The sequence below is a fragment of the Bradyrhizobium sp. UFLA06-24 genome (assembly GCF_054967145.1).
Genome location: NZ_JADFUE010000007.1, coordinates 1 through 26338 on the forward strand (window position 1 = coordinate 1; position 26338 = coordinate 26338).

25 protein-coding genes are annotated in these 26338 nt (G+C 63.8%); 20 read left to right on the forward strand and 5 right to left on the reverse strand.

Annotation, left to right across the window (positions count from 1 at the left end):
• From pqqC to IF809_RS08300, 8 genes are all read left to right on the forward strand, one after another.
• The coding region (gene pqqC, locus IF809_RS08265) for a pyrroloquinoline-quinone synthase PqqC (RefSeq protein ID WP_462837323.1) at window positions 1–554 on the forward strand (554 nt) is incomplete at its 5' end.
• 11 nt (window positions 555–565) lie between these two features.
• On the forward strand, window positions 566–877 hold the full coding sequence (gene pqqD, locus IF809_RS08270; RefSeq protein WP_462837324.1) for a pyrroloquinoline quinone biosynthesis peptide chaperone PqqD: 312 nt from the start codon (window positions 566–568) through the stop codon (window positions 875–877).
• Window positions 874–2064 carry a pyrroloquinoline quinone biosynthesis protein PqqE gene (gene pqqE, locus IF809_RS08275; protein WP_462837325.1) on the forward strand — a complete coding sequence of 397 codons (1191 nt, stop codon included), beginning with the start codon at window positions 874–876 and terminating at the stop codon, window positions 2062–2064. The genes pqqD and pqqE overlap by 4 nt, the downstream gene beginning before the upstream one ends.
• On the forward strand, window positions 2054–3040 hold the full coding sequence (gene pip / locus IF809_RS08280; protein ID WP_462837326.1) for a prolyl aminopeptidase: 987 nt from the start codon (window positions 2054–2056) through the stop codon (window positions 3038–3040). Before pqqE ends, pip begins: the two co-directional genes overlap by 11 nt.
• A gap of 14 nt (window positions 3041–3054) precedes the next feature.
• Window positions 3055–3732, forward strand: coding sequence for a hypothetical protein (locus IF809_RS08285; protein WP_462837327.1), 678 nt, complete (start codon window positions 3055–3057; stop codon window positions 3730–3732).
• 329 nt (window positions 3733–4061) lie between these two features.
• Entirely contained in the window at window positions 4062–5861 is a 1800-nt protein-coding gene (locus tag IF809_RS08290) for an FAD-dependent oxidoreductase (RefSeq protein ID WP_462837328.1), read from the forward strand.
• Window positions 5831–7678, forward strand: a complete 1848-nt coding sequence (locus tag IF809_RS08295; protein ID WP_164938490.1) for a 2-oxoacid:acceptor oxidoreductase subunit alpha — start codon at window positions 5831–5833, stop codon at window positions 7676–7678. The genes IF809_RS08290 and IF809_RS08295 overlap by 31 nt, the downstream gene beginning before the upstream one ends.
• Window positions 7675–8730, forward strand: coding sequence for a 2-oxoacid:ferredoxin oxidoreductase subunit beta (locus tag IF809_RS08300; RefSeq protein ID WP_462837329.1), 1056 nt, complete (start codon window positions 7675–7677; stop codon window positions 8728–8730). Before IF809_RS08295 ends, IF809_RS08300 begins: the two co-directional genes overlap by 4 nt.
• A 145-nt stretch (window positions 8731–8875) precedes the next feature.
• On the opposite strand, the gene IF809_RS08305 is transcribed toward IF809_RS08300, so the two are convergent.
• The gene (locus IF809_RS08305; protein ID WP_128964570.1) at window positions 8876–9460 is read right to left on the reverse strand and encodes an STM3941 family protein; all 585 of its coding nucleotides are present in this window, start codon (window positions 9458–9460) and stop codon (window positions 8876–8878) included.
• Window positions 9461–9667: 207 nt separating this feature from the next.
• Between IF809_RS08305 and IF809_RS08310 the strand changes: the two genes are divergently transcribed.
• The 6 genes from IF809_RS08310 (at window position 9668) to IF809_RS08335 (ending at window position 12483) form a co-directional block, all read left to right on the forward strand.
• Complete coding sequence (locus IF809_RS08310; RefSeq protein WP_462837330.1) at window positions 9668–10288, forward strand: hypothetical protein; 621 nt, start codon at window positions 9668–9670, stop codon at window positions 10286–10288.
• A gap of 109 nt (window positions 10289–10397) precedes the next feature.
• The gene (locus tag IF809_RS08315) at window positions 10398–10847 is read left to right on the forward strand and encodes a DsrE family protein (RefSeq protein ID WP_462837331.1); all 450 of its coding nucleotides are present in this window, start codon (window positions 10398–10400) and stop codon (window positions 10845–10847) included.
• 198 nt (window positions 10848–11045) lie between these two features.
• Window positions 11046–11369 carry an ArsR/SmtB family transcription factor gene (locus IF809_RS08320; protein WP_128964567.1) on the forward strand — a complete coding sequence of 108 codons (324 nt, stop codon included), beginning with the start codon at window positions 11046–11048 and terminating at the stop codon, window positions 11367–11369.
• Window positions 11366–11797 (forward strand): SRPBCC family protein, encoded by a 432-nt coding sequence (locus IF809_RS08325; RefSeq protein ID WP_128964566.1) that lies wholly within the window; start codon window positions 11366–11368, stop codon window positions 11795–11797. The genes IF809_RS08320 and IF809_RS08325 overlap by 4 nt, the downstream gene beginning before the upstream one ends.
• A 45-nt stretch (window positions 11798–11842) precedes the next feature.
• The gene (locus tag IF809_RS08330) at window positions 11843–12055 is read left to right on the forward strand and encodes a hypothetical protein (protein WP_462837332.1); all 213 of its coding nucleotides are present in this window, start codon (window positions 11843–11845) and stop codon (window positions 12053–12055) included.
• Window positions 12052–12483, forward strand: coding sequence for a DUF1801 domain-containing protein (locus IF809_RS08335; protein WP_462837333.1), 432 nt, complete (start codon window positions 12052–12054; stop codon window positions 12481–12483). The genes IF809_RS08330 and IF809_RS08335 overlap by 4 nt, the downstream gene beginning before the upstream one ends.
• Window positions 12484–12582: 99 nt before the next feature.
• On the opposite strand, the gene IF809_RS08340 is transcribed toward IF809_RS08335, so the two are convergent.
• The 4 genes from IF809_RS08340 to IF809_RS08355 form a co-directional block, all read right to left on the reverse strand.
• Window positions 12583–14121: a SpoVR family protein gene (locus IF809_RS08340; RefSeq protein ID WP_128964564.1), complete on the reverse strand. Its 1539-nt coding sequence runs from the start codon at window positions 14119–14121 to the stop codon at window positions 12583–12585.
• On the reverse strand, window positions 14118–15395 hold the full coding sequence (locus IF809_RS08345; RefSeq protein ID WP_188637359.1) for a YeaH/YhbH family protein: 1278 nt from the start codon (window positions 15393–15395) through the stop codon (window positions 14118–14120). The genes IF809_RS08340 and IF809_RS08345 overlap by 4 nt, the downstream gene beginning before the upstream one ends.
• 19 nt (window positions 15396–15414) lie before the next feature.
• On the reverse strand, window positions 15415–17358 hold the full coding sequence (locus tag IF809_RS08350; RefSeq protein WP_128964562.1) for a PrkA family serine protein kinase: 1944 nt from the start codon (window positions 17356–17358) through the stop codon (window positions 15415–15417).
• Window positions 17359–17657: 299 nt separating this feature from the next.
• Window positions 17658–18335 carry an STM3941 family protein gene (locus IF809_RS08355; protein WP_462837334.1) on the reverse strand — a complete coding sequence of 226 codons (678 nt, stop codon included), beginning with the start codon at window positions 18333–18335 and terminating at the stop codon, window positions 17658–17660.
• Window positions 18336–18643: 308 nt separating this feature from the next.
• Between IF809_RS08355 and IF809_RS08360 the strand changes: the two genes are divergently transcribed.
• From IF809_RS08360 to IF809_RS08385, 6 genes are read left to right on the forward strand one after another with little or no spacing between them, the layout of a single operon-like run.
• On the forward strand, window positions 18644–21493 hold the full coding sequence (locus tag IF809_RS08360) for a bifunctional transaldolase/phosoglucose isomerase (RefSeq protein WP_462837335.1): 2850 nt from the start codon (window positions 18644–18646) through the stop codon (window positions 21491–21493).
• A 13-nt stretch (window positions 21494–21506) separates the two neighbouring features.
• On the forward strand, window positions 21507–22505 hold the full coding sequence (gene gnd, locus IF809_RS08365) for a phosphogluconate dehydrogenase (NAD(+)-dependent, decarboxylating) (protein ID WP_462837336.1): 999 nt from the start codon (window positions 21507–21509) through the stop codon (window positions 22503–22505).
• Window positions 22506–22535: 30 nt separating this feature from the next.
• Entirely contained in the window at window positions 22536–24047 is a 1512-nt protein-coding gene (zwf, locus tag IF809_RS08370) for a glucose-6-phosphate dehydrogenase (protein ID WP_462837337.1), read from the forward strand.
• Window positions 24047–24796, forward strand: coding sequence for a 6-phosphogluconolactonase (pgl, locus tag IF809_RS08375; RefSeq protein ID WP_462837338.1), 750 nt, complete (start codon window positions 24047–24049; stop codon window positions 24794–24796). Before zwf ends, pgl begins: the two co-directional genes overlap by 1 nt.
• A complete protein-coding gene (locus IF809_RS08380; protein WP_128964556.1) occupies window positions 24783–25325 on the forward strand; it encodes a gluconokinase in 543 nt (180 codons plus the stop codon). Before pgl ends, IF809_RS08380 begins: the two co-directional genes overlap by 14 nt.
• Entirely contained in the window at window positions 25322–26134 is an 813-nt protein-coding gene (locus tag IF809_RS08385) for an HAD family hydrolase (protein WP_453995786.1), read from the forward strand. The genes IF809_RS08380 and IF809_RS08385 overlap by 4 nt, the downstream gene beginning before the upstream one ends.
• The last annotated feature ends 204 nt before the right edge of the window (window positions 26135–26338 follow it).

The window sequence follows — 26338 nt, forward strand, 5'->3', positions numbered from 1 at the left end:
ACGCGGTGGTGATCTCGCGCTTCCGCGACCGCGCCACACGCCTGGAATGGCGCCACCGCATCGAGGACCATGACGGCGATGTCGGCTCCGAAGGCGGCATCGAGCGCTGGATCAAGCTGACCGAAGGCCTCGGGCTCGACACGGCCTATGTGGAATCGACCGAAGGCATCCTGCCGGCGACGCGCTTCGCGGTCGAGGCCTACGTCCACTACTGCCGCGAGAAGAGCCCGCTGGAGGCGATCGCCTCCTCGCTCACCGAGCTGTTCGCGCCGAGCATCCACGAAGAGCGTATTGCCGGCATGTTGCAGCATTACGACTTCGTCAACCCCGACACCATGAGCTACTTCAAGCGCCGCCTGACCCAGGCGCCGCGCGATGCCAATTTCGCGCTCGACTATGTCAGGACGCATGCGCGCAATCCGGAGGAGCGCGCCGCGGTCTGCAACGCGCTGATCTTCAAGACTAACGTCTTGTGGGTGCAGCTGGATGCGCTGTATTACGCCTATGTCGAGGGCAACATTCCGCCGGGCGCGTTCGTGCCCAAAGCGGGTTAAGGGATAGCGCAATGGCCGGGCCGCGGAACATCAGCGTCAGCGAGGCAAGCCGCCCGGTGCTGCCGCGGCACGCCAAGCTGAAATATGACGAGACGCGCAAGGTCTGGGTGATCCTGGCGCCGGAGCGCGTGCTCGCGCCCGACGAGATCGCGGTCGAGGTCCTGCAGCTCTGCGACGGCAAGCGCAGCGTCGGCGACGTCTCCGATCAGCTGGCTGCGAAATACGCAGCGCCCCGCGAGGCGATCCTCACCGACGTCATCGCCATGCTGCAGGATCTCGCCGACAAGGGCTTTCTCACCGAAGCGCGGGAGAAGACGTCATGACCGACGTGCTCGGCAACCCGCCCCCGCCCAGCGACGGCCTCGCAGTGCTGGAGAAGAGCCGCTCGACGGCGGAGACGTTCGGCATTCCGCTCGCCGTACTGCTCGAGATCACCCATCGCTGCCCGCTGCAATGCCCCTATTGCTCCAACCCGGTCGAGCTCGACCGCTCGGGCAAGGAACTGACCACGGACGAATGGAAGAAGGTGCTGAGCGAGCTCGCCGAGATCGGCGTGCTCCAGGTGCATTTCTCCGGCGGCGAGCCGACCGCGCGGAAAGACCTCGTCGAGCTGGTCAAGCACGCCAGCGACGTCGGGCTCTACACCAACCTCATCACCTCGGCCGTGCTGCTGACGCGCGAGAAGCTGAGCGAGCTCGCCGACGCCGGGCTCTGCCACGTGCAGATCTCGTTCCAGGGCATCGAGGAAGGCCTCGCCGACCGCGTCGCCGGCTACAAGGGCGGCCACCGCAAGAAGCTCGAGGTCGCGAAATGGACGCGCGAGCTCGATCTGCCGCTCACGGTGAACGCGGTGATGCACCGGCAGAACCTGCACCAGCTTCCCGAGATCATCCAGATGTCGGTCGATCTCGACGCCGACCGGCTCGAAGTCGCCAATGTGCAATATTACGGCTGGGCGCTGAAGAACCGCGCCGCGCTGATGCCGACCGTGGCGCAACTCGACGAGTGCACGGCCATCGTCGAGGAAGCGCGCGAGCGGCTGAAGGGCCGGCTTACGATCGACTATGTCGTGCCTGACTATTACGCGCTGCGGCCGAAGAAATGCATGGGCGGCTGGGGCCGGCAGTTCTTCAACATCTCGCCCGCCGGCAAGGTGCTGCCCTGCCACGCCGCCGAGAGCATCACCGGGCTCGACTTTGAGTCGGTGCGCTCGAACCATTCGATCGCCTGGATCTGGCAGAACTCCGAGGCCTTCAACCGCTATCGCGGCACCGGCTGGATGAAGGAGCCGTGTAAATCCTGCGAATTCCGCGAGATCGATTTCGGCGGCTGCCGCTGCCAGGCCTTCGCGCTGACGGGCGATGCCGCCAACACCGATCCCGCCTGCGCGCTGTCGCCGCTGCACGAGACCATCTTCAAGCAGGCGGAAGCCGAGGCCGAGGGCGAGACCAACCGCTTCCTCTACCGCAATTTCGCCGGCGGCACCCTGGAATCCGAGAATGGGTCCTGACGCCGACGCAGGCACAGCGGCGAGGCGCGCCGATCCCTTTGCGCCGCTGACCTCGGACATGCTCGACGTCGGCGACGGTCACGAGCTCTACGTCGAGAGCGTCGGCCGCGAAGGCGGAATCCCTGCCATCTACCTGCATGGCGGGCCCGGCAGCGGCTGCCAGCCCGATCATCGCCGGCTGTTCGATCCCGAGCGGATGCACGCGGTGCTGTTCGACCAGCGTGGTTGCGGCCGCAGCCGTCCCAAGGGATCGCGCGAGCACAACACCACGGCGCATCTGATCGCGGACATGGAAAAGATCCGCGAGAAGTACGGCATCTCACGCTGGATGGTGGTCGGCGGCTCCTGGGGCGCGACGCTGGCGCTGGCCTATGCAGAGGCCCATCCCGCGCACGTCTCCGGCATCGCGCTACGCGCGACCTTTCTCGGCACGCAAGCCGAGGTCGAGACCGCCTTCACCTCGCGCCTCGCGCAATTCTACCCGGCGCTCTCAGAGGACTTTCTCACCGTGCTGCCGCCGGAGGAGCGCGCGCGGCCCGTCGAATCCTATTATCGCCGCATCCTCGATGCCGATCCCGCCGTCCACGGCCCCGCCTCGCGCGCCTGGCACGACACGGAGCGCGCCCTGTCGGAGCACAAGGCGGCCAAGACGCGCCTCGACCTCCCCTCCCTCGACGTCTGGCGCACGCTGCCGGCGACGCCGTTCATGGAGGCGCACTATTTCGCCAACAATTCCTTCCTGGGCGCGGATCAGTTGTTGCGGAATGCGGTCAGGCTCGAAGGCATTCCCGGCATTATCGTGCAAGGCCGCTACGATCTGTTGTGCCCGCCTGAGACATCCCACGCGCTCGCGAAAGTGTGGCCGGGTTCCGAGGTCAGGATCGTGGAAGAAGCCGGCCATTCGCTCTATGATGCCGGCGTACGGGATGCGGTGATGAAGTCGATCGCCGATCTCGCGTCGAAGATCGGGCGATAAGAGGTCACAAGGAAATGCCCCTCGCCGGGAAAGGCATGCTGCTGACGTCGATGAACGTCGACGCCGCCGATGAAGCGGATTTCAACCGCTGGTACGATCGCGAGCACCTGGAAGAGCGCGTTGCGATCGAGGGCTTTCTCGAAGCGCGGCGCTATATCGCGCACGCCGCCAATCCTAAATATCTCTGCCTGTATTCGACCGAGACGCTCGCTGTGCTCGACAGTCCCGCCTACCGGGCGCGGCTTGCCAATCCGACCGACTGGTCGCGGCAGACCATGGCGCGTTTCAAGGACATGCTGCGCGTCGTCGCGCGCATCACCATCAGCAAGGGCACCGGCCGCGGCGCCGCGCTCGGGCTCGTGCGGCTGCGCCCAACAGCCGACAACGCCGGCGCATGGCGCGACGCGTTGCATGAAAAGCTGGCGCCCGAAAAGCTCGAAGGCATCGTCTCCATGCACTTGCTCGAGGGCGAGCCGGAATTGTCGGGCGCAACGCCTGAAATTCCGGCCGTGCGCAACGCGGGCGCACGCGACTGGTACGTGCTGATCGACGGCACCCAGGTCAGCGCCGTCTCGACCGCGATCGCAGAACGCTTCACCGGCCCCGCAGCAGCGCCCTTCCCGCCGCCTGTCTCGGTCGGCACGTATTGCCTGATGTGGGACCTGGCGAAGAGCGATATTGCGAGCGACTGACTGCCGCCGTCATTGCGAGCGCAGCGAAGCAATCCAGACTGCGACCGCGGCAACACTCTGGATTGCTTCGTCGCACGGGCTCCTCGCAGTGGCGGGGATGGAGTATCGCATGATGCTGCACCGCCGCATGAACGCACATAGCCGTTAATGCTGTGCGCGCTTGGCTCCCATGAAAGCCGGTGATCACCCAAAATTGCCGTTGTACTTCGGACCGGTTCTAATAAGCTAACCCAATGACGTCATTCAGAAACCACATCGAGACGCATTAAGCGTTCGCCAAGCTCAAGAAGAGGCCGCCGGGTCTTTGGGCCTGCGCGGACAGGGTAGGAATGAAACCGACCGATATCGCGGCCCCCGACTACTTTCACAAAGTGGTCGATTGCCAATGGGCCTGTCCTGCGCACACCCCCGTTCCCGAATACATCCGACTGATCGCACAAGGCCGCTACAGCGACGCCTACATGATCAATTGGAAATCGAACGTGTTTCCCGGAATCCTGGGACGCACTTGCGATCGTCCGTGCGAGCCGGCCTGTCGCCGCGGACGCGTCGAGGAGACGCCGGTCGCGATCTGCCGCCTCAAGCGCGTCGCCGCCGACTTCAAGGACGACATCAAGCAGCGCCTGCCGAAGCCCACGCCGAAGAACGGCAAGCGCGTCGCATTCGTTGGCGGCGGCCCGGCGTCGCTGACCGTGGCGCGCGATCTGGCGCCGCTCGGCTATCACTGCACGGTGTTCGACGGCGATCCCGAAGCCGGCGGCATGATGCGGACGCAGATCCCGAAATTTCGCCTGCCCAATTCCGTCATCGACGAAGAGACCGGCTATATCCTGGGTCTCGGTGTCGAGTTCAAGGGCGGGCATCGCATCGAGAGCATGAAGGCGCTCCTCGCGGAGAAATACGACGCGATCTTCGTCGGCTCCGGCGCGCCCCGTGGCCGCGAGCTCGACATTCCCGGCCGGAAAGAAGCAGCTAGCAACATCCATATCGGCATCGACTGGCTCTCCTCCGTGTCGTTCGGGCACACCGACAAGATCGGCAAGCGCGTCATCGTGCTCGGCGGCGGCAACACCGCGATGGATTGCTGCCGCACCGCGCGCCGCCTCGGCGGCGAGGACGTCAAGGTGATCGTGCGCTCCGGCTTCGAGGAGATGAAGGCCTCGCCCTGGGAAAAGGAGGACGCGATCCACGAGGACATCCCGATCCTCAACTTCCTCGTCCCCACCGCCTTCATCCACGACAACGGCAAGCTCACCGGCATCACCTTCCAGAAGGTGAAGGCCGAATACGACGCCAAGGGCCGTCGCAACCTCGTGCCGTCAGGCGAGCCGGATCAGACCTTCGAATGCGACGACGTGCTGGTCGCGGTCGGCCAGGAGAACGCCTTCCCCTGGATCGAGCAGGACTGCGGCATCGAGTTCGACAAATGGCACATGCCCAAGGTCGATCCGAAGACCTTCGTCTCGACCAACCCGAAAGTGTTCTTCGGCGGTGACGCCGCGTTCGGCCCGAAGAACATCATCTGGGCGGTGGCGCAGGGGCACGACGCGGCGCTGTCGATCCACAAGATGCTCTCGGGCGAGGACATCACCGAACGGCCGCTGCCGGAGGTGCATGTCTCCTCGCAGAAGATGGGCATCCACGAATGGAGCTATGACAACGACATCTCCATCGACAAGCGCTTCAAGGTGCCGCATCGCGACAAGGTCGTCGCGCTGAAGGACATCCGCACCGAGGTCGAGCTCGGCTACGACGTCAAGCTGGCGCTCGGCGAAGCGCATCGCTGCCTGAACTGCGACGTCCAGACCGTGTTCTCGACGTCGCTCTGCATCGAGTGCGATGCCTGCGCCGACATCTGTCCGATGGATTGCATCACCTTCACCGCCAATGGCGAGGAAGACGATCTGCGCCATCGCCTGAAGGCGCCTTCGGCGCATCCGGACCAGGATCTCTACGTCTCCTCCGATCTCAAGACCGGCCGCGTCATGGTCAAGGACGAGGACGTCTGCCTGCATTGCGGGCTGTGCGCCGAGCGTTGTCCCACCGGCGCCTGGGACATGCAGAAATACTTCATCGAGATGACCCACGCAGGTTCGACATGCCCGACAAAAAGCCGATCAGCAGCGTAAACGACTTCGTCGTTCGCTTCGCCAACGTCAACGGCTCGGGCTCGGCCAGCGCCAACGAGATGTTCGCGCGCGCGATCCTCCGCCACGGCGTGCCGGTCTCTCCGCGCAACATCTTCCCCTCCAACATCCAGGGCCTGCCGACCTGGTACGAGGTGCGGGTCACCGAAGCCGGTCATCTCGGCGCCCGCGGTGGCATCGACATGATGGTGGCGATGAACCCGCAGACCTGGGACAAGGACGTCGCCGGCATCGAGCCGGGCGGCTACCTGTTCTACGATTCGACCAAGCCGATGCCGTCGACCAAATTCCGCGACGACATCACCGTGATCGGCGTGCCCCTAACCGCGATCACCAATTCGACCTATACCGATCCGCGGCAGCGCCAGCTGTTCAAGAACATCATCTATCTCGGCGCGCTCAGTGCGCTGCTCGAGATGGACCCGAAGGTGATCGAGCAGCTGATCGGCGAGCAGTACAGGGGCAAGGAGAAGCTGCTCTCCTCCAACGTCCACGCGCTGCATCTGGGGCGCGACTGGGCGCTGCAGAACCTGAAGTGCCCGATCGGGCTCAGGGTGAAGAAGTCCGACAAGGTCGGCGATCGCATCTTCATCGAGGGCAACAGCGCCGCCGCGCTCGGCGCGGTCTATGGCGGCGCCACCGTCTGCGCCTGGTATCCCATCACGCCGTCCTCGTCGGTGGCGGAAGCCTTCACCGCGCATTGCAAGAAGTACCGGCACGATCCGGAGACCGGCAAGGCAAAGTACGCCATTGTCCAGGGCGAGGACGAACTCGCCTCCATCGGCATCGTCATCGGAGCCTCCTGGAACGGTGCGCGCGCCTTTACCGCGACGTCGGGCCCCGGCATCTCCCTGATGACCGAGTTCATCGGCCTCTCCTACTTTGCCGAGATTCCGGCCGTGATCATGAACATCCAGCGCGCCGGCCCGTCCACGGGCATGCCGACCCGCACCCAGCAATGCGACATCATCGCTTGCGCCTATGCTTCGCATGGCGACACCAAGCATGTGCTGCTGTTTCCGGAAGATCCGGCCGAGGCGTTCGAGTTCGCTGCGGCCGCCTTCGATCTCGCCGAGCGGCTGCAGACCACGATCTTCCTGATGCTCGATCTCGACATCGGCATGAACCACCGGCTCTGCCGCCCCCTGAAATGGGACGATTCGCGGCAATACGACCGCGGCAAGGTGATGACCGCGGAGATGCTGGAAGAGGGGCGCGACTTCGGCCGCTATCTCGACGTCGATGGCGACGGCATCCCCTATCGCACCTATCCCGGCACGCATCCGACCAAGGGCTCCTATTTCACCCGCGGCACCTCGCGCGACCGTTATGCGCGTTACTCCGAGGAAGGCTCGGTTTATGCCGACAACATGCAGCGTCTGGTCCGCAAGTTCGAGACCGCGCAGGACCTCGTGCCGCGCCCGCTGCAGGCCAATGCGGAACGGCCGACCAAATATGGCGTGATCTATTTCGGCTCGACCTCGCCGGCGATGGACGAGGCCATCGGGCTCCTGGAGGCGCGCGGGCATCAGCTCGATCGCCTGCGCATCCGTGCCTTCCCGTTCCACTCCAGCGTCGCGAGCTTCCTCGCCGAGCACGATTTCGTCTACGTGGTCGAGCAGAACCGCGACAGCCAGCTGCGCCAGCTCATCGTCAACGAGAACGGCATCGATCCCGTCCGCCTCGTGCCGATCGTGCATTACGACGGCACGCCGATCACCGCCCGCTTCATCGCAAAAGCCATCGGCGACCACCAGGATCACCTCAAGGTGACCCCACTCCGCAAGGCCGTGTCATGACCTACATCGCCAAACCGAAATTCCATCATCCGGGCCTGAAGAAGAACGAGCTTGGCTATACGCATCGCGACTACGAGGGAAAAATCTCGACGTTGTGCGCCGGCTGCGGTCATGATTCGATCACAGCCTCGATCATCGAGGCCTGCTACGAGCTGTCGATCGAGCCGCATCGCGTGGCGAAGATCTCCGGCATCGGCTGCTCGTCGAAGACGCCGGACTATTTCCTCGGCAATTCGCACGGCTTCAACTCCGTACACGGCCGCATGCCCTCAGTGCTCACCGGGGCCAATCTCGCCAACCGCGACCTGATCTATCTCGGTGTCTCCGGCGACGGCGATTCCGCCTCGATCGGCTTCGGCCAGTTCGCGCATTCGATCCGACGCGGCGTCAACATGACCTATATCGTCGAGAACAACGGCGTCTACGGCCTGACCAAGGGCCAGTTCTCGGCGACGGCCGACCGCGGCTCGAAGAGCAAGAAGGGCGTGACCAACACCGACAACGCCATCGACCTCGTCGCGATTGCGCTTCAGCTTGGCGCCACCTTCGTCGCGCGCTCCTTTTCCGGCGACAAGACGCAGCTGGTGCCGCTGATCGCGGCCGCGATCCGCCACAAGGGCGCGTCCTTCATCGACGTCATCAGCCCCTGCATCGCCTTCAACAACCACGCCGGCTCGACCAAGAGCTTCGATTATGTCCGCGAGCACAACGATGCCGTGAACCGGCTCGACGTGCTGGTCGGCCGCGATCCCATTGCGGTGGACTACGCGCCTGGTACGGTGCACGTGGTCGAGCAGCACGACGGCAGCAAGATCGCGCTGCGCAAGATCGACGCCGACTACGATCCGCACGACCGGCTGGGGGCCCAGACCTTCCTCGCCAAGCACGCGGCCAAGGGCCAGATCGTCACGGGTCTGCTCTATGTCGATCCGGACGCTGAAGATCTGCACGCCCATCTCAACACGGTCGAGACGCCGCTCAACACGCTGGAAGCGGACACGCTCTGCCCGGGCTCGGCGGTGCTGGACAAGATCAACGCCAGTTTGCGATGATTGGCGGCTTCGATGAAGCCGTGGGGTGGCAAAGGCGCAGCGCGCCGTACCCACCATCTCTCCGCACAGTTGATAGACATGGGTGGGCACGCTTCGCTTTGCCCACCCTACGGCGCTGAGCGCCGAGCTCGCACCGCCTCCAGATTCAGCCGACAGGCTCGGGTTGGGCCTCAGCCTCCGCCGCGGCCTCGTCCGCCTGGGCAGGTCGTCCGGCGCCCCAATATTGCTGGCAGGTCTCGAGCAACGTTTCCATGTCCACGGTCAGGCCGCCGGCATTCACGATCACGCTGTCAGTGCCAAGCGCCTTGTTCAACAGCGTCAGGGCCTGCATCGCAATACTCCTCGAGAATCGCTGGGCGATCAGGGGATCGACCTTGAGCACCACGAATTTCTGCCCGCGCTGCTCCCATGAGAAAATCTTGCGTACGGCGCTCCAGGCGATGGTCTCGCCGGCGAGCCTGGTGTCGCGAATGCCGACACGGCTGATGAAGAGCACCGGCTGCCTGGCAGTGGCCAGCCGCCAGAGCATCCTGCAGGTGGCGAGGCCGAAAAACACCGCGCCGACATAACAGATGGCCACCAGGACCTTGGTGACGTCATTGCCCTCCTGCCAGCTGAAGGCGAGGACGGTGCAAAGCAGCGTCAACAGCAGGCTGCCGCCGAACAACGTCAGCAGCCGGGCTCGGGAATAGCCGATCGCGAGATTGGGCAAGGTCGGACTTTCGGACATTTCAACCGCCTCCAGCCATTTGCAACAACCTGGGCTCTATCCGCGCCCCTCCATGTCAGGGGTTAAGCCTGGAACCTTGCGCGAGGCTGCCCGCGGGAGTGCGAGGCATTCGCAGTTGAACGCACGGCGCCGGGCTTGCGACTAACCGACAATTGGCCCCATCGCGCGCGATGCGGGCCACCAAGACCTGACGATCCCGGTGCGATCATGAAGCTTGCCCTCATCCTTCCGCTTGCCCTCGCAGCCTTCATCGGCGTCGCCCGGGCTGAGGAGGCCGACGACTTTCGCGAGGCCACCACGTCCGAAACCGAGACTTTCAACGCCCGCCTCTATGCGGGCGCGCCCGGCAAGACCGCCTATGCCTGCTTCGTCCGCCGCTACGACGCCGACCATCTGGCGCGGCATCCCAAGCAGAAGGTCGCGTCGATGAAGCTGCTGGTCTCGGCGGAGACCTTTGAAGCGGACGAGCAGTTGCACAACTCCTTCCGGCTCGGCTTTCGCTATCGCCACCGCAGCGGCGATTTCGATTCCAGCGGCTCCTGCCACCACACCGTGCTCACCAAGCAGGGCAGCGAGGTCCGGCTCGGCTGCGGCGTCGATTGCGAGGGCGGCGGCGTCGGGATCGCGCTGTCGAAGGACGACAAATCGGCCATCGTGCGGCTCGACAGCATCAGGGTCTGGCTACACAACAAGCCTGACGATGAAGCCGAGCGATCACTGGTCGCAGGCAGCGACGACGGGATTTTCCGCCTCGACCGAGTCGACAACAGCGAATGCGCCGCGCTCGTGACCGACCGCAAGGAACTCGCCGCGCTCCGCCACAAGTGATATGTCTCCGGCTGCCGTTGTTGTTTGCGCATGATCTTTTCGGAAAACCGCTTCACACTTTGCGCGAACGCGGCCCGTCGGGTCCGGATCATGCGCTAGGGAGATCATCATGAACCGCCGGAACATCTTGTGGAGCACCGTCTCGGCGCTGGGCGCGGCCTTTGCCGCCTCGCGCGCCAAAGCCGCGACCGAGGCCGCACCGTCGAGCAAGCTGAAGGTCGTCTATCACCTTGCTGACGCCGACAAGGTCAATTTCGTGCTCGGCAACATCCAGAACCACATCGACGGCGTCGGCGGCCCCGACCATGTCACGCTCGCGCTCGTGATCCACGGGCCGGCGCTGAAGGCGTTTCACGCGGCGCAGGCCAATCCCGACGTCGGCAGGCGGATCAGCGACTTCTCCAAGGACGGCGTCGAGCTCGCCGCCTGCGGCAACACCATGAAGGCGCAAAACATCACGCTGAAGGATCTGCTGCCGGGGTTCGTCAGCGCGGAAAAAGGCGGCGTCGTGCGTTTGGCCGAGCTGCAGTCGCAGGGATATCTGTACTTGCGGCCGTAGGGCGCCGTTGCCCCTTCCGTCATTGCGAGCGAAGCGAAGCAATCCAGTCCGTCCGCGCAGACAGTCTGGATTGCTTCGTCGCTCGCAATGACGGGAGAGAGGTCGGCGCGAGCCATCACCGCTTCCCCTGCCGCACTTGACACACCCATAACCCTGCAGTTATGAGTCAATCCATAACTTCCGAGTTATGGATTTCGCATGTCCGCCGCGCACGATCTTCTGTTTCGGACGCTCGCCGACCCCACCCGGCGGGCGATCTTCGAACGGCTGTGCCGCGAGGGCGAGCAGACGGTCGGGGCACTGACGGCCCGATCAGGCGTTTCCCAGCCGGCGGTGTCAAAACATCTCGGCGCGCTCAAGCAGGCGGGCCTCGTGCGCGACCGCCACGAAGGACGCCAGACCCATTACAGCGCGCAGCCCGGTGCGCTCAATCCACTGATCGACTGGACCGGCCAGATGGCGGGCTTCTGGCAGAACCGGCTCGATGCGCTCGACGATCTCCTGAAGAGGATGGACCAATGACTGAGGCTGCGACAGAAACACGTTCCGTAGTCATCGAGCGCGAGTTCGCCTATCCGCCGGAGCGGCTGTGGCGCGCGCTGACCCAGCCGCATCTGATCGAGGAATGGCTGATGAAGAACGACTTCAAGCCTGACGTGGGTCACCGCTTCAATCTGCGCGGCGAGTGGGGCGGCGTGCTGGATTGCGAGGTGCTCGCCATCGAGCCGCAGCGTACCCTCGCCTACACCTGGAATTTCACGCATGAGGACGCGGCCTACGACCTCAAGAGCGTCGTAACCTTCACGCTCACCCCGCGAGGATCGGGCACGCATCTGCGCGTCGAACAGGCGGGCTTCCGGCCCAGTCAGAAGCAGGCTTATGGCGGCGCGCATGCCGGCTGGAAGCAGTTTTTCACCAAGCTGGACGAGCTGCTGGCGCGGACGGAATAGCCCGGCCGAGCCCGTCCATCCTGAATAGTTCCAGAGGAGATTGAGATGAGCTCGAACATGTGGATCAGGCAGATCCATCGCTGGTTGTCGATTGCCTTCACGCTTGCCGTCATCGCCAACATCGTGGCGCTGACGATGCAGATACACGCCACCTGGATCGGCCTGATGGCCTTCGTGCCGCTGCTTCCGCTGCTCGCGACCGGGCTCTATCTGTTCGCGCTGCCCTATCTCAACCGTCGCAGCGAGGCGCGGTCGTGAAGAAAGCCGTGGCCGCAAAAAAGAAAGAAATGGACGGGCCGTCGCCCTCGAAACTGATCGACGGCAGGATCAAGGAACTCGGCGACTGGCGCGGCGAGACGCTGAAGCGCGTCCGCGCGCTGATCAAGGAGGCCGATCCTGAAGTGGTCGAGGAATGGAAGTGGCGCGGCGTTCCCGTCTGGGAGCACGACGGCATCATCTGCACCGGCGAAACCTACAAGGAAGTGGTGAAGCTGACCTTTGCCAAGGGCGCGGCGCTGGACGATGCGGCCGGGCTGTTCAACTCCAGCCTCGACGGCAATGTGCGGCGCGCGATCGATATTCGCGAAGGCGAGAAAATCAACGAGAAAGCGTTGAAGGCGCTGATCCGTGCGGCGGTGGAGCTGAATGCGACGAAGAAGAAGCCGGCGAAGAAGCGCTCCGCCTAAGATAGCATGAATTGATTTTCATCGCATAAGCAGCCGCGGACTCGGTGCAACCTCTCCCGCTTGCGGGGGAGGGAGCACACCTCCTCCTGAGCGCTATCCTTACGCCACCGCCGCCGGGATCGGGCGCGGGCTGACGACGTATTCGCGCAGCACCTTGTCGTTGGCGTCGACCTCGATCAGGGCGACGTCATAGGTCCAGAGATCGGCGAGATGCTGGAGCACGCGCTTGGCATCGGTCTCGTTGAGCTGCGAGCCCTTGATGACGTGGTGGTGCAGGATCAGCCGGCGGTCGCCGGAGAGATCGACGTCGACCACTTCGATGTTGGCGTCGATGAAGCCGACGTCGTGCTGCCGCGCCAGCTCGCGCCGGACGCGGCGGAAGCCGCGCTCGTCGTGGATGGCATCGACCCGGATGCCGGCGCGCTCCTCGGGATCGTCGTGGAGGTGGAACATGCGGAAGTGCCGCATCAACTTCGGACTCAGGAACTGGCCGATGAAGCTCTCGTCGCGGTAATTTGCCCAGACGTCGCGCAGCACGCCCATCACGTCGCCCTTGCCGGCGATGTCGGGGAACCACTCGCGGTCCTCGTCTTCCGGATTGGTGACGATGCGCTCGATGTCCTGCATCACCGCGAAGCCGAGCGCATAGGGATTGAAGCCCGAGAAGCGCTGATCGTCGAATTCGGGCTGGAACACCACATTGGTGTGCGAGCCCAGGAATTCGAGGAAGTTGCCGTCGGTAATGCGGCCCTGCTGGTGCAGCCTGGTCATGATGCGATAGTGGACGTAGGTCGCCGTCCCCTCGTTCATCACCTTGGTCTGGCTCTGCGGATAGAAATATTGCGCGATGTGGCGAACGATGCGCAGCAGCTCGCGCTGCCAGGGCGCCAGCCGCGGCGCGCTCTTCTCGAGGAAATAGAGCAGGTTCTCCTGCGGCAGGCCGAGCAGCTTGCGCCGGCGCTCGACCGACAGCGCCGAGCGGCTCTTGCTCTTGCCTGTCGGAACGGTGCGCCAGAGGTCGTTGAAGACTTCCTCCTCGTGCTGGCGGCGGCGCCCTGCCCGCTTCTCTTCCGCGCGCAGGTCGAGCTTCTTCTTGCCGGGATAGCGGTCGATGCCGTGCGACATCAGCGCATGTGCCGCGTCCAGCGTGCGCTCGACCTCGATGCGGCCGTAGCGCTCCTCGCACTGCATGACGTAGTTCTTGGCGAAATCGAGATAATCGAGAATGCCTTCGGCATCGGTCCACTGCTTGAACAGATAATTGTTCTTGAAGAAGTGATTGTGGCCGAACGCGGCGTGCGCGATCACCAGCGTCTGCATCGTCGCCGTGTTCTCCTCCATGAGGTAGGAGATGCAGGGCGAGGAGTTGATCACGATCTCATAGGCAAGGCCCATCAGGCCCTTGCGATAGGAGGCCTCGTGAAACGCGAAGTGCTTGCCGAACGACCAGTGCTTGTAGAACAGCGGCATGCCGACCGACGAATAGGCGTCCAGCATCTGCTCGGCGGTGATGACCTCGATCTGGTTCGGGTAGACGTCGAGCCCGAGATCCTTCAATGCCACTTCCTCGCAGGCGTCGGTGATGCGCTGCAAGGTCTGGAAATCCCAATCGGCGCCTTCGAACAAGCGTTCCGTCATGGAGCGGCTTTCTCCTGGGCAGTTTCGCGGCGCTGGAACAGATCGTGGAACACCGGAAAGATCTCGCTGCGCTCGGAGACCTTGCGCATCGAGAGCGGTGCACCGCTGTTGCGCAGGCGCTCGTAGAGGGTCCAGAGCGAGGAATCGGAGAGATCGAAGGCGCTGCCGCCTGATTCCCCGACCTCGAGATAGGCGAAGAATTGGCAGACCGGCAGGATCTTTTCGGTCAGCAGCAGGCCGGTGAGTTCGCCGTCGGAATAGGAATTGTCGCCATCGGAGGCTTGCGCGGCGTAGATATTCCAGTCCGAGGGATTGAAGCGCTCGCGCACGATCTCGTGCATCGCCTGCAGCGCGCTGGAAACCAGCGTGCCGCCGGAGGCCGGACCGTAGAAGAAGGTCTGCTCGTCCACCTCCTCGGCGCGGTCGGTATGGCGGATGAAGACGATCTCGACATGCTTGTAGCGCCGCTTCAGGAAGACGTAGAGCAGCATGTAGAAGCGCTTGGCGAGATCCTTCATGTGCTCGGACATCGAGCCGGAGACGTCCATCAGACAGAACATCACGGCCTGCGCCACCGGCCGCGGCACCTTCTCGTAGCGGCGATAGCGGATGTCGAGCGGATCGATGAACGGAATGCGTTTGGTCTTGGCCTTCAGCTTTTCGAGCCGGGCGATGAGCTCGGCGCGCTCGTCCTCGTCGGTGCAGGCCGCGATCTCGGCTTCCAGCTCCTCGACTTCATCCTTGCGGGGACGCTTGAGCGCGATGCGGCGGGCCAGCGCCAGCTTCACGGTCCGGCTGACCGAGATGTTGGCGGGCGAACCTGAAGTGGTGTAGCCGGCGCGCTGGATGCCTTCGCTCTCGGTCTGCGCAATCTTGCGCTTGGCCAAATCGGGCAGCTCGAGATCATCGAGGAAGAGATCGACGAATTCGTCGCGGGAGAGCACGAAGCGGAAGGCGTCCTCGCTGTCGCCTTCGCCGGGGCCGGAATCCTTGGCGCTGCCCTGGCCTTGGCGTTGCAGATAGTCGCCCTCGATGAACTTCTTGTTGCCGGGCAGCACCATGTCGCGCGTTCCGCCTTCACGGCGGAAGCGCGGCTCGTGCATGCCGTCCAGCGGAATCGTGACCTCACCACCCTCCAGGACGTCCTTGATGTCGCGTTCCTGCGAGGTCTTCTTGACGGCGCCCTGCACCAGGGACTTGGCCCGACGCAAGAACCGCTGACGGTTCTCAAGACTCTTGCCGCCTGGATTCAGGCGCCTGTCAATAATGTGAATGGGCACTTTACCATCCGCCTCAACCGGCCTGCTTCACGCGCATGTACCATTCGACGAGCCGGCGAACCTGGCGCTCGGTGTAGCCGCGCTCCACCATGCGTGCGACGAACTCGCCGTGCTTCTTCTCCGTCTCACCGTCCTTCTTCGATCCGAACGAGATGACCGGAAGCAGGTCCTCGACCTGGGAGAATATCCGCTTTTCGATCACATCGCGAATCTTCTCGTAGGAGGTCCAGGTCGGATTCTTGCCGCCGTTCTGGGCTCGGGACCGTAACGAGAATTTGACGACCTCGTTGCGGAAGTCCTTGGGGTTGGCGATGCCCGCCGGCTTCTCGATCTTGGTCAGCTCCTGGTTCAAAAGCTCGCGATCCAGCAGCTGGCCCGTATCGGGATCCTTGAAGTCCTGATCCTCGATCCACGCATCGGCGTAGTCGACGTAACGGTCGAACAGGTTCTGGCCGTAATCCGAGTAGGATTCGAGATAGGCCTTCTGGATCTCGTTGCCGATGAACTCGGCATAGCGCGGCGCGAGCTCGGCCTTGATGAATTCGAGATAACGCTTCTCGGTTTCCTCGGGCAGTTGCTCCCTGCGGATCGACTGCTCCAGCGCGTACATCAGATGCACGGCGTCGGCGGCGACCTCCTGCGGATCGTGGTTGAAGGTCGCGGCCAGGATCTTGAAGGCAAAGCGCGTCGAGACGCCGTCCATGCCCTCGTCGACGCCGGCGGCATCGCGATATTCCTGGACGCTGCGCGCCTTCGGATCGGACTCCTTCAGGCTCTCGCCGTCGTAGACCCGCATCTTGGCGAACAGCGTCGAATTCTCGTGCTTGCGCAGCCGCGACATCACCGAGAACCGCGCCAGCGTCTCCAGCGTCGAGGGCGCGCACGGCGCGGCCGCGAGCTCGGAGCCCTGGATCAGCTTCTCGTAGATCTTCTGCTCTTCGGTGACCCGCAGGCAGTACGGCACCTTGATGACGCAGATGCGGTCGATGAAGGCTTCATTGTTCTTGTTCGACTTGAAGCTCGCCCATTCCGCTTCGTTGGAGTGCGCGAGGATGACGCCGGTGAACGGGATCGCGCCGATATTCTCGGTGCCGATGTAGTTGCCTTCCTGCGTCGCGGTCAGCAACGGATGCAGCATCTTGATCGGCGCCTTGAACATTTCGACGAACTCGAGCACGCCCTGATTGGCGCGGTTGAGGCCGCCGGAATAGCTGTAGGCGTCGGGATCGTTCTGGGCGTAAGTTTCGAGCTTGCGGATATCGACCTTGCCGACCAGCGAGGAGATGTCCTGGTTGTTCTCGTCACCCGGTTCGGTCTTGGCGATCGCGATCTGGCGCAGCCGCGACGGCTGGATCTTTGCGACCCGGAACTGGGAAATATCGCCCCCGAAGGCTTCCAGCCGCTTGTAGCACCACGGGCTCATCAACCCGGTGAGACGCCGGCGCGGAATGCCGTATTTTTCTTCCAGCATCGGCCCGAGCTGATCGGGATCGAACAGGCTGAGCGGGCTCTCGAACACCGGCGAGAGCTCGTCGCCGGCCTTGAGCACGTAGATCGGATGCACTTCCATCAGCGACTTCAGCCGTTCGGCGAGCGAGGACTTGCCGCCGCCGACCGGCCCGAGCAGATAGAGGATCTGTTTGCGCTCCTCCAGGCCCTGCGCCGCATGGCGGAAGAAACCGACGATGCGCTCGATGGTTTCTTCCATGCCGTAGAAGCCGGCGAAGGCCGGATAGGTGCGGATGGTACGGTTCAAAAAGATACGGCCAAGGCGTGGGTCCTTGGCCGTGTCAATCGTCTGGGGCTCGCCGATCGCCGCTAGTAGTCGTTCGGCCGCATTCGCGTATTTCATGGGATCGCTTCGACACGATTCCAGATATTCCGCCATCGACATGTCGTGCTGGCTTCGCGCCTCGAACGACCGGGCGAAGGCGTTGAATAGAGAATCGTTGTACATGATCCCTCTCCGCGTGAGTTCCGCTACAAGCTGAAACGAAAGCAGTTACTAGACCGTTCCTCAGGCCGTCTTTCGAATCAGCGTGAGCACATGACCATCATTGGACACCCGGCTGCCGACGCGACGCAACGCACAAGGTAGGCACTCCGTGAATTACGAACAGGCACTTGCCCTTAATTTGTGCGAATCTCTGTCCATCTTGGCTTATTTCCAGAAATTGTCACTGGCTCGCCACATCCGGGCAAATACCGGAGCGAGGCCCTCCGGCACTGCAACATGACAATCCGCGAGCGGCAAACTTATGACGCTTGCAGGGCGACGCCTTGCGTGCCGCGTTCATCTTCCTGCTGCAATGCGGTGGCTTGGGTGCTTGCAGCGGCTTGGGTGCTTGCAGCGGCTTGGGTGCTTGCAGCATGACAATCGCGGCAAGCACACAGCAATGTATCAAAATCGGTCGCCAGCCCCCCCGAACGGATAACAATCCGATCGCGCCGCGTGCCGCGCGCCACGCTTCGGATGCCGGCGAGCTGCTGCTGCAACGCGGGCGTCGGCGTCAGCACGATCACCTTCTGCCCCCGGCAGTCGTCCGCCGAAACATCGGCAATGGAGTCCCACGGCAGAAATTCGTTGCCGATCCGCAAGTCGCGGATGCCGTACGGGGTGATGATCACGACCGGCCCGCGTTCGGCTGGCAGCTTCCAGATCAGCCAGGCGGTAATGGGGCCGAACAGCGCGACACCGAGATAGCCCATCGTCGTGTCGTAGCTGCCGATGTCGTCCCACCATTCGAAAACAAGACTTGATTTAAAAACCAGACTTGCGCTGAGCAATGTCATGGCAAAGCCCGCCGCGACCAGCAGCCGCAGGCGCGTGGCGCATCGACCGATTTCGAAATCGCGCGAGGTATCGGTGCAGACGGACGGGACGACCGATTGCCGGCTGCCCCCAATGGGTACGCCATCAGGACGTGCGTGCATGCTTCCCCCCAAGCACAACCATTCGCGACCGAACCTATGACGATCAGAGAGATCGATGATCCCCTGATGACACTCCGACGCGATAGACGCACCTCACGCAACACGCTTCGGCCAATCCATTCCGGCCAAATTATATTACGCAAATCATCACTGCCGCCTGGATCGCCATGATCGCGGCGGAGTTAGACTAAGAGTATGACGCACGTACCCTTGATTGGTTCCCTCCCGGGAGCATGTCAGCTAAAGAATAGCGCGTCAGGACCGGGGCGGAAACCCCTCGCCCGAAGGCTTGGAGATAAATATTCATCATGAATCCCGTCAAAGAACTGGAAAAGCACGGACAAGCCGTCTGGCTGGACTTTCTGGCCCGTGGCTTCATCGCCAAGGGCGACCTGAAGCGGCTGATCGATACCGACGGCGTCAAGGGCGTCACCTCCAATCCATCGATCTTCGAGAAGGCGATCGGCAGCTCGGACGAATACGACGCTCCGATCGGGAAGGCGCTGAAGCGCGGCGACCGCACCGTGGCCGATCTGTTCGAGGCCGTGGCAGTCGAGGACATCCAGGCTGCCGCCGACGTGCTTCGTCCGGTCTATGATCGCCTGAAGGGCGGCGACGGCTATGTCAGCCTCGAGGTCTCGCCCTATCTGGCGATGGACACGTCAGGCACCGTCGCCGAAGCGCGCCGCCTGTGGAAGGACGTCGGTCGCAAGAACCTGATGGTGAAGGTGCCGGCGACGCCGGAGGGCCTGCCGGCGATCGAGACGCTGATCGGCGACGGCATCAGCATCAACATCACGCTGCTGTTCTCCAGGGCCGTCTACCTCCAGGTCGCCGAAGCCTATCTGGCGGGTCTCGAAAAATACGTCGCCGGTGGCGGCGATCCCTCGCATGTCGCGAGCGTGGCGAGCTTCTTCGTCAGCCGCATCGATAGCGTCGTCGACAAGCAGCTCGACGAGAAGATTGCCCGCGCCAACGATCCATCCGAGAAGGAGCGGCTCGCCGCGCTGAAGGGCAAGGTCGCGATCGCCAACGCCAAGGTCGCCTATCAAGACTACAAGCGGCTGTTCTCGGGCCCCCGCTGGGAGAAGCTCGCCGCCAAAGGCGCCAAGCCGCAGCGCATGTTGTGGGCCTCGACCGGTACCAAGAACAAGGATTACAGCGACGTCCTCTACGTCGAGGAGCTGATCGGCCCCAACACCATCAATACCGTGCCGCCGGCAACGCTGGACGCCTTCCGCGACCATGGCAAACTGCGCGACAGCCTGGAAGAGAACGTCGACGAGGCTAACCGCGTGCTGGAAGAGCTGGAGCGCTCCGGCATCTCGCTCGACGCCATCACCGAGGAGCTGGTCAAGGACGGCGTCAAGTTGTTCGCGGACGCCGCCGACAAGCTCTACGGCGCCGTCGCGCACAAGCGCGCGACCGTGCTCGGGGCGGCGATCGACCGCCAGCAGCTCTCGCTCGGCGACGGCCTCGGCAAGGCCGTGGCCAAGAGCACCGAGGAATGGCGCGCCTCGGCCAAGATCCGCAGGCTGTGGCAGCGCGATAAATCGGTCTGGACCGGGACGGACGAGGACAAATGGCTCGGCTGGCTCGACAGCGCTGCGAAAGCCGACGTCGCCGACTACGAGGACTATGCCAACCGCGTGAAGGGTCAGAAATTCTCCGACGCCGTCGTGCTCGGCATGGGGGGATCGAGCCTCGGACCGGAGGTGCTGGCCGAGACCTTTGCAAGGAAGCCGGGCTTCCCGAAGCTGCACGTGCTTGACTCCACCGACCCGGCCGAGGTGCGGGCGATGGAAGCCAAGATCGACATCGCCAACACCGTGTTCATCGTTTCCAGCAAGTCCGGCGGCACCACCGAGCCGAACGCGATGAAGGACTATTTCCACGAACGCGTCGCAAAGGCGCTCGGCCCGAAGGCGAGGACCGGCTTCCGCTTCATCGCCGTGACTGATCCCGGCTCTTCGCTGGAGAAGGCGGCCAAGAAGTTGAACTACGCCCGCATCTTCCACGGCGAGCCGTCGATCGGCGGACGCTATTCGGTGCTGTCGCCGTTCGGCCTGGTGCCGGCGGCGACAGCCGGCATCGATGTCAAGACCTTCATCAAGCATGCGCTCGCGATGGTCCGCTCCTGCGGACCGGACGTGCCGCCGAGCGAAAACCCCGGCGTGCAGCTCGGTCTCGCCATGGGCCATGCCGGTCTGGAAGGTCGCGACAAGGTGACGATCCTGGCGTCGAAGAAGATCGCCGATTTCGGCGCCTGGGCCGAACAGCTGATCGCGGAATCGACCGGCAAGGAAGGCAAGGGCCTGATCCCGATTGCCGGCGAGCCGCCGGGCGAGTCCGCGGTTTACGGCAACGACCGCTTCTTCATCGACATCCGCACCGAAGGCGAAACGGATGCCGCCCATGACTCGGCGCTTGCCGGGATCGAGGCGGCCGGACATCCCGTGGTGCGCATCGTGATGAAGTCGATCGAACATCTCGGCCAGGAATTCTTCCGCTTCGAGATGGCAACCGCAGTTGCAGGCTCGATCCTCGGCATCAACCCGTTCGACCAGCCGGACGTGGAAGCCGCCAAGATCAAGACCCGCGAGCTGACGTCGGCATACGAGAAGAGCGGCGCGCTCCCGCCCGAGAAGCCCGTGGTCAGCACCATCGAGGCCGATCTCTACACCGACGAGGCCAATGCCACTGCGCTGCGTGCGGCGGGCGCCAATGGCGACCTCACCTCATGGCTGAAGGCGCATCTGTCGCGCTCGGGTGAGGGCGACTACGTCGCCCTGCTCGGCTACATCGCGCGCGACAAGGCCAATATCGACGCGCTCCAGGCGATGCGGCTGGATGTGCGCGAGAAGCGGCATGTGGCGACCTGCGCCGAGTTCGGCCCGCGCTTCCTGCACTCGACCGGTCAGGCCTACAAGGGCGGACCCGACAGCGGCGTATTCCTCCAGATCACCGCCGACGATGCCAAGGACCTTCCGGTGCCAGGCCAGAAGGCGAGCTTCGGGGTGATCAAGGCGGCGCAGGCCCGCGGCGATTTCGACGTGCTCACCGAGCGCGGCCGGCGCGCGCTTCGGGTGCACCTCAAGGGCGGGCTCAAGAAAGGCCTCGCGGCACTCAATGCGGCGCTGAACGACGCGTTGAACTAAAGGGAATATCGCAATGCAACTCGGCATGATCGGCCTCGGCCGGATGGGCGGCAACATCGTTCGCCGGCTGATGCGCCATGGCCATTCGACCGTGGTTTATGACAAGGACGCCAAGGCCGTTGCCGGTCTCGCCGCGGACGGTGCGGTGGGCTCGGCGAGCCTCGAAGAGTTTATCTCGAAACTGGAGCGGCCGCGCACCGCCTGGGTGATGCTGCCGGCAGGCCACATCACCGAGACGACGATCGACACCATTGCGGGGGTGATGCAGGAAGGCGACGTCATCATCGACGGCGGCAACACCTTCTGGCAGGACGATGTTCGGCGCGGCAAGGCGCTGAAGGCGCGCGGTATCCACTATGTCGACGTCGGCACCTCAGGCGGCGTCTGGGGTCTCGACCGCGGCTATTGCATGATGATCGGCGGAGAAAAGCAGGTGGTCGACGGGCTCGATCCGATCTTCGCCGCGCTGGCGCCCGGCCCCGGCGAGATTCTGCGCACCGAAGGACGCGAGGGGCGCGATCCCCGCATCGAGCAGGGCTACATCCATGCCGGCCCCGTCGGCGCCGGGCATTTCGTCAAGATGATCCACAACGGCATCGAATACGGCCTGATGCAGGCCTATGCAGAAGGCTTCGACATCCTCAAGAATGCCAATATCGAAGCCTTGCCCGCCGATCACCGTTACGATTTCGACCTCGCCGACATCGCCGAAGTGTGGCGGCGTGGCAGCGTGATCCCGTCCTGGCTGCTCGACCTCACCTCGACAGCGCTCGCCGACAGCCCTCAACTGTCGGAATATTCCGGCTTCGTGGAGGATTCCGGCGAAGGACGCTGGACCGTGAATGCGGCGATCGACGAGGCCGTGCCGGCCGAGGTGCTGACCGCGGCGCTCTACGCACGTTTCCGTTCCCGCAAGGAACACACCTTCGCCGAAAAAATTCTCTCCGCGATGCGTGCGGGATTCGGCGGCCACAAGGAGCCGACGCAGCCCGACGCCGCGAAAATCAAATAAGAAATACCATCAAGCGAAGGCCCCTCGTTCGTGACAAAAGACCCGCAAGCCAAGCGTAAGCCGGAAAACTGCGCCTTCGTCATTTTCGGTGTCACCGGCGATCTCACCCATCGCCTCGTGATGCCATCGCTCTACAATCTCGCCGCCGAAAACCTGTTGCCGGAAAAGTTCTGCGTCGTCGGCGTGGCCCGCAAGCCGCAGACCGACGACGAGCTCCGCGACAGCCTGATGCAGGGCCTGCGCGAGTTCGCGACGCGCCCGGTGGACGACGATATCGCCAGGCAACTGCTGCAATGCGTGACCTTCGTCGAAGCCGACGCGAAAGACCCGCCGTCGTTCGACCGCCTGCGCGAGCATCTCGATGGCCTGGAGTGCTCGCAAGGTACCGGCGGCAACCGCCTCTTCTATCTCGCGACCCCGCCCGCTGCCTTCGCCCCGACCGCGCGCGAGCTCGGGCGTACCGGCATGATGAAGGAGAACGGCGCCTGGCGGCGGCTGGTGATCGAAAAGCCGTTCGGCACCGATCTCGCCTCGGCCAAGGCGCTGAACGCCGAGCTGCTCAAGATCATGCAGGAGCACCAGATCTATCGGATCGATCACTATCTCGGCAAGGAGACGGTGCAGAACATCCTGGTGCTGCGCTTTGCCAACGGCATGTTCGAGCCGATCTGGAATCGCAACCATATCGACCACGTCCAGATCACGGTCGAGGAGAAGCTCGGCGTCGGCCATCGCGGCGGCTTCTACGATGCCACCGGCGCGTTGCGCGACATGGTGCCGAACCACCTGTTCCAGTTGATGTCGCTGGTAGCGATGGAGCCACCCGCGCGGTTCGACGCCCATTCCGTCCGCTCGGAGAAGGCCGAGGTGCTCACCTCCATTCAGCAGCCGAGCCTGGAGGAAGCTCTGAGGAATTCGGTGCGCGCGCAATATCTCGCAGGCCGGGTCGGCGACGAGGACATTCCGGATTACCGCAAGACCGAGGACGTCAAGCCCGGCAGCACCACCGAGACCTTTGTCGCGTTGAAGCTGATGATCGACAATTGGCGTTGGGCCGGCGTGCCCTTCTATCTGCGCACGGGCAAAGCGCTGGGCCACAAGCGCACGGAGGTGGCAATCAAGTTCAAGCAGGCGCCGCTGTCGATGTTCTCTGGCACGACCGTCGACCGCCTCTCGCAGAACTTCCTCACCATCGGCATCGCGCCGACCGAGACCATCGAGCTGCAGTTCAACGCCAAGATCCCGGGGCCGAGCATCACCATCGACGGCGTCGAGATGAAATTCCGCTACGGCGATTATTTCCGGGCCGATCCCTCCACCGGATACGAGACGCTGATCTACGACTGCATGATCGGCGACAACATCCTGTTCCAGCGCGCCGACGGCATCGAGGCCGGCTGGCAGGCGGTGCAACCGTTCCTCGACGCCTGGAAGACGGCGGGCAGCAACGGCATCGAGACCTATGAAGCAGGCAGCGACGGCCCCAAATGCGCGGACGAACTGCTGCGGCGCGACGGCCGCAGCTGGCGGAAGTTCTCGTGATGGCGGCGGCCGCCCCGCCGGAGCTGATCGTCGTCGCCGACGCCGAGGCCCTGGCGCAAGCCGCAGCCGAACGGGTGCTCGCGCAGATGTCAGCCAATTCCGGCCGCATCGCTATCTGCCTCACCGGAGGCTCGAGCCCGAAGAAGCTCTACCAGCTGCTCGGCAGCGACGGCTGGCGCGGCAAAATCCCGTGGGAGCGCGTGCACTGGTTCATCGGTGACGAGCGCTTCGTGCCCGAGAGCGATCCTCTCAACAACATGGCGGTCGCTCGCAGCACCTTTCTCGATCGCAACGCGCCGCCAGACCATATTCATCCGATTCCGACCGCGGTCGAAAATCCGGACGAGAGCGCCGCGGCCTATGCGCGCGAGCTGCAAGCTTTCTACGGATCTGAAAAGCTCGATCCGGCGCGACCGCTGTTCGATCTCGTCCTGATGGGCGCAGGCCCGGACGGCCACACCGCCTCGCTGTTTCCCGGTTATCCCGCCGTCGAGGAGACCGCGCGCTGGGTCGTCGGCGTCCCCAAGGCCAATGTCGCGCCTTTCGTGCCGCGGGTCTCGCTCACCCTGCCCGCCTTGGCCTCCTGCCGCGAGATGCTGTTCGAGATATCAGGGCACGACAAGCAGCCGATCTTGACGCGCCTGCTCAATGGCGAGAATCTGCCGGCCTTACGCGCGCGCTCGAATGGTGAGACCGTCTGGCTGGTCGACAGGGCCGCGCTTCCGGAGGAAATTCGTGGCGGGCGTTAAAGCACCTTGTGCCTTGATCGTGATGGGCGTGTCGGGCTCGGGAAAGAGCACAGTTGCAGCGGCGCTTAGTGAGCGCCTCGGCTGGCGGTTCGAGGACGGCGACAGCTTTCACCCCGCGAGCAACGTCGAGAAGATGCGGGCCGGCCATCCGCTCACCGACGAGGACCGCTGGCCCTGGCTCAATGCCATCGCCGACGAGATCGCGCGGGTCTGCAACAGCGGCGAGCACGTCATCATCGCCTGTTCCGCGCTCAAGCACACCTATCGCGACGTACTGCTGCGCGGACGGGACGACGTCCGCTTCATCTTCCTGAAGGGCACGCAGGAGCTGATCGCCGATCGCCTCGCCCAACGCAAGGGCCACTTCATGCCGCCCGGCCTCCTCACCAGCCAGTTCAACACCCTGGAACCGCCGGAGGCGAGCGAGCATGTGATCACCGCGTCGATCGACGAAACCGTCGAGGCGATCGTGGACGGCATCGTGCGGCAGCTGAAGATCGACAGCGGGACAAGCAAGGCCATCACATGACGAAAATCTCACTCGTGGTCTCGGATGTCGACGGCACGCTGCTGACCAAGGACAAGACGCTGACGGACCGCGCGCGGAGCGCTGTGCAGCGGCTGCACCAGGCCGGCATCGGCTTCACCATCACCTCGAGCCGCCCCGCGATCGGCATGCGCTTCCTGATCGATCCGCTGGCGCTGTGGTTGCCGGTCGGTCCGTTCAACGGCTCCTCGATCATCGACCCCGAGATGAGGCCGGTCGAACAGCACCTCATTCCGGCCAACGCGGCGCAACGATCGCTGCAGATCCTGAGGGATTTCGGCGCCGATATCTGGCTGTTCACCGCGGACAAATGGCTGATCGACAATCCGCGGGGCAGCTATGTTGCCCACGAGCAGCACACGATCCGTGCCGATCCGACGATGGTGACGGATTTCTCCCCATATCTTTCGAGCGCCTGCAAGATCGTCGGCGCCAGCGCCGATGCGGCAGGTCTGGAACGTTGCGAGAAGGCGATGCAGGAGGCGCTGGGCAGCGAGGCCACCGCGGTGCGCTCGCAGACCTATTATCTCGACATCACCCCGCCCGGCTTCAACAAGGGCACGTTCGTGCAGGCCATGGCCAAGCGCCTCGGCATTTCGCTGGATGCGGTCGCCACCATCGGCGACATGCAGAACGACCTCGCGATGTTCAGCGTCAGCGGCACCTCGATCGCGATGGGCAATGCCACCGATAATGTCAAGGACCAGGCTACGCACGTCACGGCCAGCAACGAGCAGGATGGTTTTGCCGAGGCGATGGAGATGATCCTGAAGCGGAACGGGGCGGGTTAGTGCCCGAAGGCCCCAGTCCTCACCCCGATGATAGTGCGTTCCCTCCCCCCTTGTGGGGGAGGGCTAGGGAGAGGGGTAGCCCAGGAAAAGGTGTCGGTCGTTGAGACTGTATCGGGGCAGGCGCGCGACGGAAAGAATCCCCGTGTGGCACCCCCCTCCCTGCCCCTCCCCCACAAGGGGGCAGGGAACGGAGTGAGCGGCGCT

Excerpts from the sequence above, each read along its gene's own strand:
- IF809_RS08330 (WP_462837332.1), top strand. The coding sequence starts at position 11,843 with ATGAGCTCGAACATGTGGATCAGGCAGATCCATCGCTGGTTGTCGATT.
- IF809_RS08315 (WP_462837331.1), top strand. The coding sequence starts at position 10,398 with ATGAACCGCCGGAACATCTTGTGGAGCACCGTCTCGGCGCTGGGCGCG.
- pqqD (WP_462837324.1), top strand. The coding sequence starts at position 566 with ATGGCCGGGCCGCGGAACATCAGCGTCAGCGAGGCAAGCCGCCCGGTG.
- IF809_RS08305 (WP_128964570.1), bottom strand. The coding sequence starts at position 9,460 with ATGTCCGAAAGTCCGACCTTGCCCAATCTCGCGATCGGCTATTCCCGA.
- pip (WP_462837326.1), top strand. The coding sequence starts at position 2,054 with ATGGGTCCTGACGCCGACGCAGGCACAGCGGCGAGGCGCGCCGATCCC.
- IF809_RS08310 (WP_462837330.1), top strand. The coding sequence starts at position 9,668 with ATGAAGCTTGCCCTCATCCTTCCGCTTGCCCTCGCAGCCTTCATCGGC.
- IF809_RS08360 (WP_462837335.1), top strand. The coding sequence starts at position 18,644 with ATGAATCCCGTCAAAGAACTGGAAAAGCACGGACAAGCCGTCTGGCTG.
- IF809_RS08385 (WP_453995786.1), top strand. The coding sequence starts at position 25,322 with ATGACGAAAATCTCACTCGTGGTCTCGGATGTCGACGGCACGCTGCTG.
- IF809_RS08355 (WP_462837334.1), bottom strand. The coding sequence starts at position 18,335 with ATGCACGCACGTCCTGATGGCGTACCCATTGGGGGCAGCCGGCAATCG.
- IF809_RS08295 (WP_164938490.1), top strand. The coding sequence starts at position 5,831 with ATGCCCGACAAAAAGCCGATCAGCAGCGTAAACGACTTCGTCGTTCGC.
- gnd (WP_462837336.1), top strand. The coding sequence starts at position 21,507 with ATGCAACTCGGCATGATCGGCCTCGGCCGGATGGGCGGCAACATCGTT.
- IF809_RS08325 (WP_128964566.1), top strand. The coding sequence starts at position 11,366 with ATGACTGAGGCTGCGACAGAAACACGTTCCGTAGTCATCGAGCGCGAG.
- pqqE (WP_462837325.1), top strand. The coding sequence starts at position 874 with ATGACCGACGTGCTCGGCAACCCGCCCCCGCCCAGCGACGGCCTCGCA.
- IF809_RS08320 (WP_128964567.1), top strand. The coding sequence starts at position 11,046 with ATGTCCGCCGCGCACGATCTTCTGTTTCGGACGCTCGCCGACCCCACC.
- IF809_RS08350 (WP_128964562.1), bottom strand. The coding sequence starts at position 17,358 with ATGTACAACGATTCTCTATTCAACGCCTTCGCCCGGTCGTTCGAGGCG.
- IF809_RS08300 (WP_462837329.1), top strand. The coding sequence starts at position 7,675 with ATGACCTACATCGCCAAACCGAAATTCCATCATCCGGGCCTGAAGAAG.
- IF809_RS08290 (WP_462837328.1), top strand. The coding sequence starts at position 4,062 with ATGAAACCGACCGATATCGCGGCCCCCGACTACTTTCACAAAGTGGTC.
- pgl (WP_462837338.1), top strand. The coding sequence starts at position 24,047 with ATGGCGGCGGCCGCCCCGCCGGAGCTGATCGTCGTCGCCGACGCCGAG.
- IF809_RS08285 (WP_462837327.1), top strand. The coding sequence starts at position 3,055 with ATGCCCCTCGCCGGGAAAGGCATGCTGCTGACGTCGATGAACGTCGAC.
- IF809_RS08340 (WP_128964564.1), bottom strand. The coding sequence starts at position 14,121 with ATGACGGAACGCTTGTTCGAAGGCGCCGATTGGGATTTCCAGACCTTG.